This is a genomic window from Stutzerimonas nitrititolerans (assembly GCF_003696285.1).
Lineage (GTDB): Bacteria > Pseudomonadota > Gammaproteobacteria > Pseudomonadales > Pseudomonadaceae > Stutzerimonas > Stutzerimonas nitrititolerans.
This window is the reverse complement of record NZ_RFFL01000012.1, coordinates 16,356-31,819: the sequence shown is the minus strand read 5'-3', so window position 1 is coordinate 31,819 and position 15,464 is coordinate 16,356. Positions and strand designations below refer to the sequence as shown.

General features: G+C 65.5%; 11 protein-coding genes. 7 read left to right on the top strand and 4 right to left on the bottom strand.

Features of this window, described 5'->3' with window-relative positions; all coding sequences use genetic code 11:
- Positions 1–23: 23 nt before the first annotated feature.
- From EA795_RS15175 to rarD, 3 genes are all read left to right on the top strand, one after another.
- Positions 24–1,709 carry a methyl-accepting chemotaxis protein CtpM gene (locus tag EA795_RS15175; RefSeq protein ID WP_122078226.1) on the top strand — a complete coding sequence of 562 codons (1,686 nt, stop codon included), beginning with the start codon at positions 24–26 and terminating at the stop codon, positions 1,707–1,709.
- Between the two features lie 136 nt (positions 1,710–1,845).
- A complete protein-coding gene (gene hrpA, locus EA795_RS15170; RefSeq protein ID WP_122078224.1) occupies positions 1,846–5,946 on the top strand; it encodes an ATP-dependent RNA helicase HrpA in 4,101 nt (1,366 codons plus the stop codon).
- Between the two features lie 145 nt (positions 5,947–6,091).
- Positions 6,092–6,976: an EamA family transporter RarD gene (gene rarD / locus EA795_RS15165; protein WP_122078222.1), complete on the top strand. Its 885-nt coding sequence runs from the start codon at positions 6,092–6,094 to the stop codon at positions 6,974–6,976.
- 312 nt (positions 6,977–7,288) lie between these two features.
- Here rarD and EA795_RS15160 read toward each other — a convergent pair whose 3' ends face one another.
- Positions 7,289–8,155, bottom strand: a complete 867-nt coding sequence (locus tag EA795_RS15160; protein ID WP_014851905.1) for a LysR family transcriptional regulator — start codon at positions 8,153–8,155, stop codon at positions 7,289–7,291.
- A gap of 116 nt (positions 8,156–8,271) precedes the next feature.
- Here EA795_RS15160 and EA795_RS15155 point away from each other — a divergent pair, with 116 nt between their 5' ends.
- Together EA795_RS15155 and EA795_RS15150 are read left to right on the top strand one after the other, a co-directional pair.
- Complete coding sequence (locus tag EA795_RS15155) at positions 8,272–8,988, top strand: AzlC family ABC transporter permease (protein ID WP_014851906.1); 717 nt, start codon at positions 8,272–8,274, stop codon at positions 8,986–8,988.
- A complete protein-coding gene (locus tag EA795_RS15150) occupies positions 8,978–9,286 on the top strand; it encodes an AzlD family protein (RefSeq protein ID WP_014851907.1) in 309 nt (102 codons plus the stop codon). Before EA795_RS15155 ends, EA795_RS15150 begins: the two co-directional genes overlap by 11 nt.
- A gap of 7 nt (positions 9,287–9,293) precedes the next feature.
- Here EA795_RS15150 and EA795_RS15145 read toward each other — a convergent pair whose 3' ends face one another.
- Together EA795_RS15145 and EA795_RS15140 are read right to left on the bottom strand one after the other, a co-directional pair.
- Entirely contained in the window at positions 9,294–10,253 is a 960-nt protein-coding gene (locus EA795_RS15145) for an arsenic resistance protein (protein WP_122078317.1), read from the bottom strand.
- Positions 10,254–10,324: 71 nt separating this feature from the next.
- Complete coding sequence (locus EA795_RS15140; RefSeq protein ID WP_058073653.1) at positions 10,325–10,909, bottom strand: nitroreductase family protein; 585 nt, start codon at positions 10,907–10,909, stop codon at positions 10,325–10,327.
- Positions 10,910–11,080: 171 nt separating this feature from the next.
- Here EA795_RS15140 and EA795_RS15135 point away from each other — a divergent pair, with 171 nt between their 5' ends.
- Entirely contained in the window at positions 11,081–11,704 is a 624-nt protein-coding gene (locus EA795_RS15135) for a LysE family translocator (protein ID WP_122078221.1), read from the top strand.
- Between the two features lie 222 nt (positions 11,705–11,926).
- Entirely contained in the window at positions 11,927–13,963 is a 2,037-nt protein-coding gene (locus EA795_RS15130) for a putative bifunctional diguanylate cyclase/phosphodiesterase (RefSeq protein ID WP_122078219.1), read from the top strand.
- Positions 13,964–14,350: 387 nt separating this feature from the next.
- Here the strand turns inward: EA795_RS15130 and EA795_RS15125 are convergent, their stop codons facing one another.
- A complete protein-coding gene (locus EA795_RS15125; protein ID WP_122078217.1) occupies positions 14,351–15,313 on the bottom strand; it encodes a ribonuclease Z in 963 nt (320 codons plus the stop codon).
- Positions 15,314–15,464: the final 151 nt, after the last annotated feature.

Sequence of the window (15,464 nt, the reverse complement as noted above, 5' to 3'; positions counted from 1 at the left end):
CTCCACGTTCAGGAAGACAAGAAATGCTGCTCAATCTGCGACTTCGGACGAAACTTCTTCTGCTGGCCCTTGGGCCTATCCTGCTATTGGCCATCCTGCTTAGCGGTATCACTGTCTACAAGCTGCAGGAGCTTGCCGAGCAACAGGAAGAACAGACCCGACAGAGCCTGACTCAGGACCGCCGCGCTGAACTCAAGCATTACGTCGAGCTGGCGCTCAGGGTTGTCGGGCCACTCCATGAGCGTTCTGTGCAGGGCGACCGGAAGGCGCGCGACGAGGCGGTCGCCATTCTCGAAAAAATGTCCTACGGCAAGGATGGCTACTTCTGGGGCTATGACGGCAAGGCGGCGCGCATTCTCCAGGGCGACACCCGGGACAGGATCGGCGAGAGCTTCTACGATTACCGCGACCCCAACGGGGTCTATGCGATACGCGAGCTGGTCAAGGCCGGCCAGAACGGTAGCCATTACGTCGATTACAGCTTTGTGCTGGGTGACGGCACCACCCTGGTTCCGAAGGTGGGGTATGCGGAGCATCTCCCGAAGTGGGACATGGTGTTCGGTACTTCGTTGAACCTCGACGGCGTCGAGCGTGACGTGCAGGCTGCGCGTGCGGAATTCCAGGAGCGGATCGACGCCCTGGTGATGATCATGCTCGGCTCGGCCGTCGTGCTGCTGGCGCTGATGGGGCTGCTGGCGCTGCTGATGAGCAATGCGCTGCTGCGCCCGCTGATGCTGATCAAGAACAACCTGGACGACATGGCCCAGGGCGACGGCGACCTGACTCAGCGTCTGCCGGTGACCAGCTCCGATGAGCTGGGTGACCTGGCGCGCTCCTTCAACCGCTTCGTCGAGAAGATCCATTCCCTGGTTCAGCAGGTGGCCGGTACCACCACCCAGCTCGCCGGGCTGGTCGGTGCGGTCGCCAGCCAGGCGCAGCGCTCCGAACAGGCGATGGCGGCTCAGCGGCATGAAACCGATCAGGTAGCCACCGCCATCAACGAAATGTCCGCGGCGGCCCATGAAGTGGCGATGAGCGCACAGCGTGCGGCTGAAGCGGCGCAGGAAACCGATCAGCAGGGCCAGGCCGCCAAGCGGGTGGTGGACGGCAGCGTGCAGCAGATTCACGCGCTGGTCGGCGAATTGCGCGAGAGCGGTGAGTCGCTCGATGGCTTGCGCAAGGATGTGCAGGGCATCGTCGGGGTGCTCGACGTGATTCGTGCGGTAGCCGAGCAGACCAACCTGCTGGCACTCAACGCGGCCATCGAGGCAGCGCGTGCCGGTGAAGCCGGACGTGGTTTCGCGGTGGTTGCCGATGAGGTACGCGCGCTGGCAAGCCGCACGCAGCAGAGCACGGTGGAGATCCAGGGCATGGTCGATCGCCTGCAGAGCACCACGGCCAGGACAGTTGCCGGCATGCAGCATGCGAGCGAGCAGGGCGAGAGCACCCGCGAGCAGTCCAACCAGGCCGGTGCGTCGCTGGATGCCATCGCTGCGCTGATCGGCACCATCAACTCGATGAACGCGCAGATCGCCAGCGCGGCCGAAGAGCAGACCGCAGTCGCCGAGGAGATCAACCGCAGCGTGCATCACATCGCCGATGCGGTGGATGGCGTGGCCAGCGAAGCCGCCGAGAGCGCACAGACCTCGCGGGAACTCAACGCGCTGGCCGAGAGCCTGCAGCGGATGGTCGGTCAGTTCCGGGTCTGATCGGCATCGAGGGCGGCGGCCGCCTGGCCGTCGCCGGGTTCGCAGGAGGCGGCCATGGTCGCCGCCCAGCGGATCGACGCGGGGCGCTGCAAATCTGCGACAATCGCGCCCTTCACGAATTGCCCCACGGCTGTCCATGACCGACGCAACGCCCGCCTTCGATACCCTGCACAAGAACCTCGACCAGGCCTTCAGCGCCGACCGGCATCGCCTGCGCCGGCAGCTGCACGAGCTGAGGAAAAAACCGGACGAGAGCAAACTCGCCCAGTGGCTCGAGCGCTTCCAGGCTTCGGCGGCCAAGGTCGAGACGCGCCGGCAGAGCGTGCCGACCATCCGCTACGACGATGCTCTGCCGATCGCCGCCAAGCGCGACGAGATCAAGGCGGCGCTGGAGAAGCATCAGGTACTGGTGATCGCCGGCGAGACCGGCTCGGGCAAGACCACTCAGTTGCCGAAGATCTGCCTGGAAATCGGCCGTGGCGTCCACGGACTGATCGGCCACACCCAACCCCGTCGCCTCGCCGCGCGCAGCGTCGCCAGCCGCGTGGCCGAGGAAATCGGCGCGCCGCTGGGCGAGCTGGTCGGCTATCAGGTGCGCTTCGAGGACCAGAGCACCGAGCGCACGCTGATCAAGCTGATGACCGACGGCATCCTGCTGGCGGAGACCCAGCACGATCGCTTCCTGGAGAAGTACGACACCCTCATCGTCGACGAGGCCCACGAGCGCTCGCTGAACATCGACTTCCTGCTGGGCTTCCTCAAGACGCTGCTGCCGCGCCGGCCTGATCTGAAAGTCATCATCACTTCGGCGACCATCGACCTTGAGCGCTTCTCGAAACATTTCAGTGGGGCCGGCCTTCCGGATGCCCCGATCATCGAAGTCTCCGGCCGCACCTACCCGGTGGAAACCTGGTACCGGCCGCTGGCTGCCGAGACCGACGAGGATGGCAACCGCGTCGAGGACGATCTGACTGTCGATCAGGGCATTCTCGCCGCGCTGGATGAAATCGAAACCCACGAGAAAACCGTCGGCAAGCGCCCCGGCGACGTGCTGGTGTTCCTGCCCGGCGAGCGGGAAATCCGGGAGGCCGCCGAGATGCTGCGCAAGGCCAGCCTGCGCTTCACCGAGGTGCTGCCGCTGTATGCGCGCCTGACGCCGGGCGAGCAGCAGAAAATCTTCAAGCCCGCCGCTGGCCGCAAGATCGTGCTGGCCACCAACGTCGCGGAAACCTCGCTCACCGTACCGGGCATCCGCTACGTGATCGACTCCGGCACCGCGCGCATCAGCCGCTACAGCTACCGCGCCAAGGTCCAGCGGCTGCCCATCGAGGCGGTGTCCCAGGCCAGCGCCAACCAGCGCAAGGGCCGCTGTGGACGGGTCGAGCCGGGTATCTGCATTCGCCTGTACAGCGAGGAGGATTTTCTCAGCCGCCCGGAGTTCACCGACCCGGAAATCCTGCGCACCAACCTTGCGGCGGTGATCCTGCAGATGCTGCACCTGCGCCTGGGCGACATACAGGATTTCCCCTTCATCGAGCCGCCGGACGGCAAGGCCATCAGCGACGGCTTCAACCTGTTGCAGGAGCTTTCGGCGGTCAACCGCGAGAACCAGCTGACGCCGCTCGGCCGGCAGCTGGCGCGCCTGCCCATCGACCCGCGGCTGGGCCGCATGATGCTGGAAGCGGCGCAGCAGGGCAGCCTGGCCGAGGTGCTGATCGTCGCCAGCGCGCTCTCGGTGCAGGACGTGCGCGAGCGTCCGGCCGATCGCCAGCAGCAGGCCGATCAGGCGCACGCGCAGTGGAAGGACCCCGATTCGGACTTCGCCGCGCTGATCAACCTCTGGCGCGGTTTCGAGGAGAAGCGCCAGGAGCTGGGCTCCAATCCGCTGCGTAGCTGGTGCCGGAAGAATTTCCTCAACTATCTGCGTCTGCGTGAATGGCGCGATGCCCATCGCCAGCTCACCCTGATCGCCCGTGAGCTCAAACTGGGCGCGGGCAAGGCGGTGGATGGCTCCGGCCATCCCCCCTACGCAAAATCCGGTTCCCGTAGGGTGGAAGACGGCGAAGCCTCTTCCACGCGTTCGCCCGAGGCCGCCTCCCAACTCGCCCCAACCAAAGACACCAAGGTCAACGTCATCCTCCGCCAGCAGGCCGAAGCCAGCGAGGCCGCGCAGAAGGCCAAGAGCTACGCCGCGGTGCACAAGGCCATTCTTGCCGGCCTGCTCAGCCAGATCGGCCACAAGACCGAGGAGGGCGACTTCCTCGGTGCGCGCCAGCGGCGCTTCTGGATTCATCCCTCCAGCGTGATCGGCCGCAAGAAGCCCAGTTGGATCATGGCCGCCGAGCTGGTGGAGACCACCAAGCTGTTCGCCCGCATGGTGGCGAAGATCGAGCCGGACTGGATCGAGCCGCTGGCCGGGCACCTGATCAAGAAGAACCACTTCGAGCCGCACTGGGAGAAGAAGCGCGGCCAGGTGGTGGCCTATGAGCAGGTCACGCTCTACGGGCTGATCGTGGTGGGCAAGCGCCCGGTGCACTACGGCCCGGTCGATCCGCTGGCGGCACGCGAGCTGTTCATCCGCGAGGGCCTGGTGCGCGGCGAGATCAACAGCCGCGCCCGGGCGCTATCGGCCAACCGACAACTGCTCGAACGCATGGACGAGCTGGAAGCCAAGGCGCGCCGCCGCGACATTCTCGCCGACGAGGAAACCCTCTACGCCTACTACGAAGCGCGCCTGCCGACGGATATCTACCAGACCGCCAGCTTCGAGAACTGGTACAAGCGCGAGAGCCAGAAGAACCCGCAACTGCTGGTCATGCTCGAGGAAGACGTGCTGGCCCGCGATGCTCGCGAAGTCACTGCCGCGCAGTACCCCGACACCCTGCGCATCGGCGAGCTGCAGTTGCCTCTGGACTATCACTTCGAGCCCAACCACCCGCGCGACGGTGTGACCCTGCGCGTGCCGGCGCCGCTGCTGCCGCAGCTGCGCGCCGAGCGGCTCGACTGGCTGGTGCCGGGCCTGATCGAGGCCAAGGCCGTGGCGCTGGTGCGCAACCTGCCTAAGGCGATCCGCAAGAATTTCGTGCCGGTGCCGGATTTCGTCGGTGCGGCGCTGGGCAAGATCACCTTCGGCGACGGCGCGCTGCCCGAGGCGCTGGGCCGCGAACTGCTGCGCATGACCGGCGCCCGCGTGCCCGATGAAGCCTGGGCCGAAGCCGCCGCCGGGCTGGACAGCCATCTGAAGATGAACATCGAAGTGGTGGATGCGCGCGGCAAGTTCCTCGGCGAAGGCCGCGATCTGGCCGAACTCACCGCGCGTTTCAACGAGGCCAGCCAGGCCGCACTGGTGCCGGCGCAACGGAAGGCCGAGCAGAAGCCAGTCGAGGCCAGGGGCTTCGCCGAGGTCGCCGAAACGGCGCAACAGAAGGTCGCCGGGCTGTCGATGACGGTCTACCCGGCGCTGGTGGAAGAGGGCGGGGTGGTCAAGGAAGGACGCTTCCCGACCCAGGCCGAAGCCGAATACCAGCACCGCCGTGCGCTGCAACGCCTGCTGCTGCAGCAACTGGCCGAGCCGGCGAAATACCTGCGCAGCAAGCTGCCAGGGCTTACCGAGCTGGGCCTGCTCTATCGCGACATGGGCAGGGTCGATGCGTTGGTCGAGGACATCCTGCTGGCGAGCCTGGAAAGCTGCATTCTCGACGGCGAAACCCCGTTGCCGCGCGACGGCGCCGCCCTGGCTTCGCTGGCCGAGAAAAGACGCGGCGACTGGACCGGCCACGCCGAGCGCCTGGCGCGCCTGGTGTTGGACATCCTCAAGCATTGGCACGGCCTGCAGAAACGCTTCAAGGGCCGCATCGACCTGGCCCAGGCGGTGGCGCTCAACGATATCAAGGCGCAGCTCGGCAATCTCGTCTATCCCGGCTTCGTCCGCGAAACACCGGCGCAGTGGCTCAGGGAATACCCGCGCTATCTGAAGGCCATCGAGCAGCGCTTCGAGAAGATCGGCGCCCAACTGCAGCGTGATCGGGTATGGTCCGGCGAGCTGGCGGGTTATTGGGAGCAATACCAGGCCCGGCTGAAGAAGCACCAGCAGGAAGGCAAGCGCGATCCGGAGCTGATCCAGTACCGCTGGATGCTGGAGGAATACCGCGTCTCGCTCTGGGCGCAGCAGCTCGGGACGAAGATGCCGGTGTCGGACAAGCGGCTGAACAAGCAGTGGAGTCAGGTCGAGCCTTAGCAGCTTGTACGGGGCGCGCCGGATCGGACCCTCTCGGTTGGATCGCAATCCGTAGGGCCGAACTTGTTCGGCCTTTTGCAACCTTGGCCGAATGATTCGACCCTACGGCCGAACGCTAAAGACGTTGTGAATTGGGAAACCTTGCATGCAAAGCCGTAACAGTCTGCCGGGCGTGGCCAGCTCGGTCGGGGCCTCGGTGCTCTTCGCCACGCTGTACTACTACACCTCGCTGCTCGAACCGCTGGACGGCCAGCAGATCTACGGCTGGCGCATCCTGCTTACCGCGCCTTGCCTGGCGCTGCTGCTCCTGGGCTTCGGGCGCTGGGGCGAGGTTCGCCAGATCTTTGCACGCCTGGCCGCCGAACCGCGGCTATGGTTTGCGTTGCCGTTGTCCTCGGCATTGGTCGGCTTGCAGCTCTGGCTGTTCATGTGGGCGCCGATCAACGGCCACGGACTGGACGTCTCCCTCGGCTACTTTCTGCTGCCGCTGACCCTGGTACTCACCGGGCGGCTGGTCTTCGGCGAGGCGATCAGCCGCCTGCAACGCCTGGCCTGCGTGCTGGCAGCCGTCGGTGTCGGCAACGAACTGCTGCTGGCCTCTTCGCTGTCCTGGCCAGTGCTGGCGGTCGCCCTCGGCTATCCCTGTTACTTCATCCTGCGCCGCAAGATAGGCACGGCCAACCTCGGCGGCCTGTGGCTCGACCTGGTCATCAGTCTGCCGGTGGCCGCCGCCTTTGCCGTGGGCGACAGCGCCACCCTGCAACAGGTCATCGAACGTCCGCGCCTGCAGCTGCTGATCTTCGGGTTGGGCGCGCTCAGCGCGCTGGCGCTGGCCCTGATGATCATCGCCACCCGCCTCAACCTCGCCTTGTTCGGCTTGCTCAGCTACGTCGAACCGGTGCTGCTGGTGGTGGTGGCGCTGCTGCTCGGCGAAAGCATCGCGCCTGATCAGTGGCTGACTTATGGCGCGATCTGGGCGGCAATCGCGGTGCTGGTGGTGGAGGGGGTGAGGGCGTTGCGGAGGAGGTAGCGCAAGGGCCAAGGCGGATGTCCTTCGCCACTAGGGTCTGTTGCCATTTCGTCCGCGGCCGCGCCGGCGCCTGTTTTTACGCGAGGCAAGGCATGAGGAGAGAAGTTTGGTCATTCCAAATGAACGACGAATAACGCCGCATCGCGTAAAAACAGGCCCGGCCCGAAGGGTTGCGCGGGAAATGACGCCAGCTGTCGTTGTAGGACTTGGCAAGGGAATGACGCGGCCGGCCGAGGCCATTACCTGCGTCCTACGCCTAACCTGGCGCCATTTCTCGCAGCAACGCGGCTCGCGGCGAAACGGCAACAGTCCCTAGGTACCCGAAAGCCTCAGCGTTCTGATCAGCAGATCGTGCAGGCTGTCCACGGCCTTGGAGCCCTGTGAGGCCCGGCTTCGATACACGGCGACTTCCATCGGCTCGAGCGGGCCCAGGCCCTGCTCGCTACCGTGTATTTCCAGGTGCGACGGCGCGCTGCAGCGGGTCAGTGCGGCGATGGCCAGGCCGCTTTCGACCGCCGCGATCTGGCCCGCCAGGCTGGAGCTGTTGTACACCACCTTGTAGCGGCGCCCCTGCAGCGCCAGGGAGCGGATGGCGCTGCGTCTGGCCAGGCTGGTGTCTTCGTAGACGGCGATGGGCAGCGGGTCGCGTTGCCAGAGCTGGAACTGGGTGGCGCCGACCCACACCATCGGCTCGTGGAACAACAGCGTGCCGTGACGGGGATGGTCTCGGGAGACCAGTGCCAGATCCAGATCGCCGCGCTCGACGCGGGGGATCAGCGAGGTCGACTGCTCGCAGTCCAGCTCGATCTCCACTGCCCCGTGGTGGGGCGCGAAGCGCTTGAGCACCGGCGTGAGATAGCGCGCGGCATAGTCATCCGGGACGCCCAGGCGAATGCGCCCGCTCAGCTCCTCTCCGTGGAAAGCCGCCTGGGTCTCGGCATGCAGGTCGAGCATCCGCCGCGCATAGCCCAACAGCATCTGCCCTTGCGGGGTGAGCTGGTGCTGCCGGGGGCCGCGTATCAGCAGCTGGCAATCCAGGGCGGCCTCGAGCTTTCTGAGCTGCATGCTGACGGCGGATTGGGAGCGGTGTACGTGAGGCGCCGCGCCGGACAGGGAGCCCGCATCCACCACGGCAACGAAGCATTTCAACCAGTCGATCTGGAGGTCCTGGAAGGTCATGGGTATGCTCATCCATTTGTTTAGCGAATAGCATACAAGCGAATTATGCGTTTTTCTCGATCTGTGCGCCTGGCGCATAGTGCGACGTTTCAACCGCCCCGAACACAAGGTTGCACATGTCCGACGCCGAAACCCAACTGCATGAATTCGACCGCCGGATGGTCTGGACCGGCTTCAGGCAACTCGTCCCCCTGTCCGTGTTCGTCACGATTTTTGGCGCGGCCTTCGGGCTGGCAGCCGTCCAGGTGGGCCTGGATAACTCGCTGATCATGGCCATGAGCACGCTGGTGTTCGCCGGCGCCTCGCAGTTCGCGGCGCTGGAGTTGTGGGGGAGTCAGGTCCCGGTCTTCACGCTGGCGATCACCGTGTTCGCCATCAATGCGCGGCACCTGCTGATGGGGGCGACGCTCTATCCGTGGCTGCGCCATCTGCCGCCGCGCAGGCGCTATGGCGTCATGCTGCTGGCCTCGGATGCCAACTGGGCGATGTCCTTGCAGGCGTTCGCGCGCGGTCAGCCGGGCATGGGCATCCTGTTCGGGGGCGGTATAGCGTTGTGGGCATTCTGGGTGCTGGGCACCTGGCTGGGCGTCCACTTCGGCGGGGCCATTCGCGATCCGCGCAGCTTGGGGCTGGACATGGTGATGGGCTGCTTCCTGCTGGCCATGGTGGTGGGTGGGGAGAAGAACCTGCGGCTGCTGATGATCTGGATCATCGCCGCCTGCACCTCGCTGCTGGCCTACCGGTATCTGCCGGAGAACAGCCATGTCGTGGTGGGGGCACTGGCGGGCGGGCTGGCCGGTGCCTTCTGGATGGAGAAGACCGATGAGCATTGAGCCGACAGGCTTCGGCGCACTGGTGCTGGTGTTGCTGATGGCGGTGGTGACACTGGCGACCCGCTGGGGCGGAGTCTATGTGATGGCGTTCGTGCCCATCGGCCAGCGGGTCAGGCGCTTCATCGGCGCCATGTCCGGTTCCGTGCTGGTGGCGCTGCTCGCACCCATGGCGCTCGAAGGGGACAACGGCGCACGGCTGGCATTGCTGAGCACGGCCATCACCATGCTGGTGGTGAAGAAGCCGTTGCCCGCGATCGCCGCCGGCATCGTGACGGCGGCGCTGTTCCGACAGTTCTGACAAGCCGCTAGCGCCCCTTTATCAGGGCGGGAATCGCCTTCAGGTAGACCAGTTCGCCGATCAGTTCCATCAGGGTCTGGCAGATTACGGCTGCCGCGGCGAGCCCGCGGATAGATTCCGGCAGGGCCAGCGCCAGGGGCAGCACCACCAGGGAGTTACGCGTGGCCGCGCTGAACGCGACGGCTCGGGTCGCCGTGGTGTTCAGGCCGAACAGCCTGGCGCTGAAAAAACCGAGAACAGGTGCCAGCAACAGGAACGCTCCGTACACCGGCAGCAGCGGCGCCAGGACTTCGAACTGCGCCGTCACGGCTCCGATCTGCGATCCGACAACGACGATCAGGACCGCCGCCATCGCCGGCACCGGCAGCCAGGCCCAGCCAGCGCTCCATGAGCGGAGCAGGGCGGAGCGCCGCCCGCCGAATTCCGTGGCCACGGCTGCTAGCAGCGGAATGACGATCAGCAGCACGAAGGCCTCTGCAAAAGGCCGTATATCGATGACCGCGCCGGCCTGCGCGCCGAGCATCACCTGGAGATACAGCGGCAGCAGCAGAAGCTGGAGCAGCAACAACAGTGGTGTTGCCGCGAGCACCAGACGGGAATCGCCCTTGCCCAGGTGGGTGAAGACCACCACGTAGTCGATACAAGGCGTCAGCAGTACCAGCAGTGCGCCGGCCAGCAGGGCCTTGTTCGACGCCAGCGGCAGGGTCAGCAGCCAGACCAGCAGCGGGACCAGCACGAAGTTGGCGAGCAGCAGCGCGCCGAGGAAACGGCGATTGGCCAAAGGCTGGCGAAGTTCGAGGAAGGGAATCTGCAGGAACATCGCGTACATCAGCACGGCGATCGCCGGTGTGATGGCCGCCGCCGCAAGCCCGGCAAAGGCCGCAGAGTTCAGCCCGGCGATGGCCGCCACGGCCACCGCGACGAAATACAGGCTGACCTGGTTCTGCTCCAGCCAGTCGCGCGACATGATCACCCCCCTGATGAACGGGGCGTGATCATACATCGTCCATGCCGTGGCGGTTGTCAGCCACTGCGCCGTCAGGCCATCGGGCCTTCGAATACCCACTGTTCCTGCGGGGTGCGGTCGCTGGCCTGCTCGCGCGCCTGCAACGCTTCGGGCAGCGCGCTGGCGTCGCCGCGATAGCCGATGGCGACGAAGGCATTGATGGCCATATTTGCCGGCGGTTTGAGGTATTGCCGTGCGCGGTCGGCATCGAAGCCGCCCATGGCATGGGTAGCCAGGCCCATGTCATGAGCCTGCATGGCCAGGTTCATCCAGGCCGCTCCGGTGTCGAAGGCATGGCTGGCGAAGGGCTTTTCCTCGCCATCCGTGCCGGTACGGGTGGTTTGTGACAGCACCGCCACCAGCGCGCCGGCATGCCTGGCCCAGACCTGGTTGGACTCTACCAGCAGGCCGACGAAATCCTCGAACAGCGGCGTGCCGGCCAAGGCGTAGCAGAAGCGCCATGGCTGGAAGTTGACAGCCGAGGGCGTCCAGCGCGCAGCTTCGAACAGTGACCGCAGCTGTTCCTGCGTCAACGGTCGGCCATCGAAGGCACGTGGCGACCAGCGTGCGGTGAAGGCGGGGGAGATGGGATGCTGGGCCTGTCTTGCGTTGCTCATGCGTGCTCCTGGCAGCTGTGAAAACGTCGATTTAACGCACGAAGGCTGCCGGGATGCTAGTCCGATGGCATTCTGATCAGTCGCCGGTCGGCTCCTGGGCGATGGGTTTGACCGCAGCCCGAGCACGTACCTAAAGTGACCAACCCCGATAACTGACGATCCCTTCGCGACATGGACAATCATCTGCTCCTCGCCTTCATCTCGGCCGCTTTTCTGCTCACGGTTACGCCTGGGGTGGATACCGCCATCGTGCTGCGGGCGGCGACGGTGGATGGACGGCGGCAGGCGCTCATGGCGTCCCTTGGCATCGCCCTGGGCTGCCTGATCTGGGGGGCCGCGGTATCGCTTGGGCTTGGCGCGCTGCTGCGCGCATCCGAGATGGCGTATACCCTCGTCAAGTTCGCCGGCGCCCTCTATCTGGTCTGGCTGGGTGCCAGGTTGTTGCTCAAACCACGAGCGACACTCGAATCGACGGCTGGCGAAGCGTATTCGCGAAGCGGCGATGCGTTCTGGCGAGGCTTCCTGACCAATCTGCTCAACCCCAAGGTCGGGGTGTTCTATGTCACCTTCCTGCCGCAGTTCGTGCCCGCCGGGGCTGGCGTTGCAAGCTATTCCTTTTTCCTCGCCTGCCTGCATATCGCGTTGACGCTCGCCTGGTTCGCTGTGCTGATCGCGGCCACGGTCTCCCTGGGCCGGTTTCTGCGGCAGCCATCGGCGGTCAAGGTGCTGGATCGGCTGACAGGCGGCATCTTCGTCGCCTTTGGCATCAGGCTCGCTGCGTCACCCGCGCCCTGAGGCTGCTCCGCCAATCCGCATCGCTGCTCGGGTTGCGCTGCTGAGCAAGGTGAACGAGCGACCAGCAGGCATTGAAAGCCGTTCGGCAGATGCCTTTCATTGGGTTGATAGCCTAGTGCTATCATTGGATTGGCAATTTCAATGCCTTCTTTCTGCCGCCCGCCGCTAGAATCGCGCCGCTATTACTGCAATCGCTCCGTTCGGGGCTTGGATTAGGGAAGCATGTATCAGATCTACAGCTGTATCGCCGACCTGCATCATCCGGGGTTGGTGATCATGGCTGCGCTGTTGTGCCTGCTGGGCACCTTCATCACCATGCGGCTGTATCGCCGTGCGCAACATACCCAAGGCGTACAGAAAGCCGGCTGGTGCGTTCTGGGCGCCGGTACGGCGGGCGCGACCATCTGGTCGACGCACTTCGTCGCGATGCTGGGCTATCGACCCGGTCTCCCCATCGAGCTGGACCCGGCGCTGACCTCGCTGTCGCTGCTGGTGGCCATGCTCGGCGCTTCGGCGGGGCTGCTGATCGCCATGCTGAGCAAATGGCGATTGGCGCCGGCTTATGGCGGCGGGCTGTTCGGGTTGAGCATCTCGGCGATGCATTACCTCGGCATGCTGGCCTACCGCGTACAGGGGCTGGTGGTCTGGGACATGGGCTACGTGGTCGCTTCCATCCTCCTGGCGGTGGGGCTCGGGGCGCTGGCGTTCCATCTCGCGCATCGACTTCGCGGTGGCTGGGTACCCGCGCTGGTGCTCAGCCTGGCGACGGTATCGCTGCACTTCACCGGAATGGCCGGCTTCGGCGTGTCGCCGTTGCTGCTTGAGCACGAGCTGACCAATCCGCCGGCCATCCAGGCGCTGGCCTTTGCCGTGGCGGGCGTGACCCTGCTGATCTTCGGCGCCGGGCTGGCGAGCTACCTGATCGACGACAGCGTGCGGCTGGAGTCGGTCAGGCGTCTGCATTTCCTGGCCATGAACGATGCACTGACAGGGTTGCCCAACCGCGAAAGCTTCAACAACCATCTGGAACACGAGCTGGCCCGCGCGCAGATTGCCGGGGGCCAGGTCGGACTGCTGTACATCGACCTGGATGGCTTCAAGGCCGTGAACGACCTGCACGGCCATGCGGCCGGCGACGAGGTGCTGCGGCTGCTCGGCCAGCGCTTCAAGGCCCTCGATGACGAACATGTGCATCTGGCGCGCCTCTCTGGTGACGAGTTCGCGGCCGTGCTGCGCATGCACAGCGTGGAGGAGCTGAGCCTGTTCGCCGAGAAACTGCAGGATGTGATCAACCAACCCATGCCGACTTCCTTCGGGCTGTTCAACCTGGGCGCCAGCCTGGGCGGCGCGGTTTACCCGCAGGATGGCCACACCAAGGAAAGCCTGCTCGGCAATGCCGACCTGGCGATGTACCGGGCCAAGCGCGAGCTGGGCCAGCAGGTGTGTTTCTACGAACCGGCGATGGATGAACGGGTGCGTCTGCGCCAGTCATTGGCCAGCGAGCTGCGCGCCGCCATCGAGCATGACCAGCTGCAGGTGCACTACCAGCAGCAGATCGATATCGCGACCGGGCGCGTCCGTGGCTACGAAGCGTTGCTGCGCTGGCAGCACCCGACCCGGGGCAGTATTCCGCCGAGCGAGTTCATTCCCCTCGCCGAGCGCGACACCACCATTCTGCTTCTCGGCGAATGGGTACTGCGCAAGGCCTGCCAGGACGCGGCACGCTGGATGCATCCCTGTAGCGTGGCGGTCAACCTGTCGCCCATGCAGTTCATCCATGACGACCTGCCGAGCCTGGTGCGGCGTATTCTCGACGAGACAGGGCTGGCCCCCGCGCGCCTGGAGCTGGAACTGACCGAATCGAGCATCTTCGCCGACCGTGACAAGGCGCTGGCGATGCTCACGCGCATCAAGGCGTTGGGTGTCAGCATCGCCCTGGACGATTTCGGTACCGGTTATTCATCGCTGGATATCCTGCGCTCTTTCCCGTTCGACAAGATCAAGACCGACCGCTCTTTCATGCCCAGCATCGAGGAAAACCCCCAGGCCCGCGCGATCATTTCCGCCGTGCTGGCCCTGGGGCGTAGCCTGGACATTCCCGTCCTGGCCGAGGGCATCGAGACGCCTGGCCAGCTGGAACTGTTACGAGACATGGGCTGCGCGGCGGTGCAGGGCTATTTCCTGGGCAGGCCGAAGCCGCTGACGGCACTGGTCGAGGCCGGGCAGATCGCGTTGCTGCACGAAGGCCTGCCGGCCTGATCCATCCTGGCGCTGGTCCTGGTCGCGCCGTAACGGCCGTGCATGGCGCTAGGGTCTGTTCCCGTTTCGTACGCGGCCGCGCCGGAGCCTGTTTTTTCGCGAGGCAAGGCGCGAGAAGCGAAGTTTGGTCATTCCAAATAAGCGACGAGTAACGCCGCCTCGCGAAAAAACAGGCCCGGCCCGAAGGGTTGCGGCGGCAAATGGCGCCATGCGGCGTTGCGGGACTTGGCAAGGGAATGACCATTACCTGCGTCCCGCGCCTTGCCTGGCGCCATTTGGCGCTGCCACGCGGCTTGCGACGAAACGGGAACAGACCCTAGGGGCGCCTCCCTTTTCAAACCGTTCTCAGGGACTGATGCCGTTGCCGAGTTGCCTGGCCTCGGGGCATCAGGCTGTGACCGGTCGCAGTTCCCCATCCTTGTCCAGATGCAGGCGCATGAAGTCCTGGGCCAGGAACAACCGGCCCCGATACGCCGCTGACGCCTCCGCACGAACGTCCTCGATGGAGAAGCCGCCATCGGCCTTTGCCTGGTAGCGCGCGCTGAAGTGCGTCAGCACCAGGTTCGGCAACCCGACGTTCTCTGCGAAAGCCGCCACCTGGGCGGCGGTGCTGTGGCCGAACTGGTCGCGGGCCGCGGTGGCCGCAGGCTGGGTGTAGGTCGCCTCGTGCACCAGCACCTGGGCGGCCCGGCAGGTGTCGGCGAGCAGTTCCGGACGGTCGTTGTCGCCGCCGATGACGATGCGTCGCGGGCGGCGACCGAAGTCGAGATACATCTCGCTGCGTAGCCTGCGGCCCTCATGCTCGACGTCGAAGCCGCGCGCCAGCTGGCCCCAAAGCGGGCCGCGGGGAATGTTGTCGCGCTCCAGGCGATCGATGGCGAGCTTCGGATCGGGACGGGCTTCGGTGAAGCTGTAGCCGTAAGAGGGCACACGATGGGAGAGGGCGGCGACCTCGACGCGAACCTGCGGAGTGCGCCATTGGCCGAGGCTTTCCGCCGCATGGAAGCGCAGCTCGAACGGCAGCCCGGTGCGGCTCATGGCAAAGGTCGCGCGTAGCCAGTCCTCGATGCCTTCAGGGGCGATGATGTCCAGCGGCTCCTGCCGGCGCGCCATGCCGGCACTGGCGAGCAAACCCGGCAGGCCGTAGCAGTGGTCGCCGTGCACGTGGGTGATGCAGATGGCGCGCAGGCCGTGCAGCGTCAGCGGCGTGCGTAGCAACTGATGCTGAGTGGCCTCGCCGCAGTCGATCAGGTACCAGCCCTTGCCGCTGTTTTCCAGCAGGGCCAGCCCGCTGACGTTGCGCGCCCTGGTGGGTATTCCGGACGATGTGCCGAGAAAGAGCAGGTCCACCTGGGTACTCCTGTGCCGTGGGCGTCAGTATGTCGAGTCGGCGCGAGGCCGATAGATTCCACCATCGAGGGCGTCGTGTCGTCCGTTCTGTACCGATTAGGATCGGTCTCGTTTGCTTGTGCGGGCCCTACAGGCAAGAATCCGGCTTTCT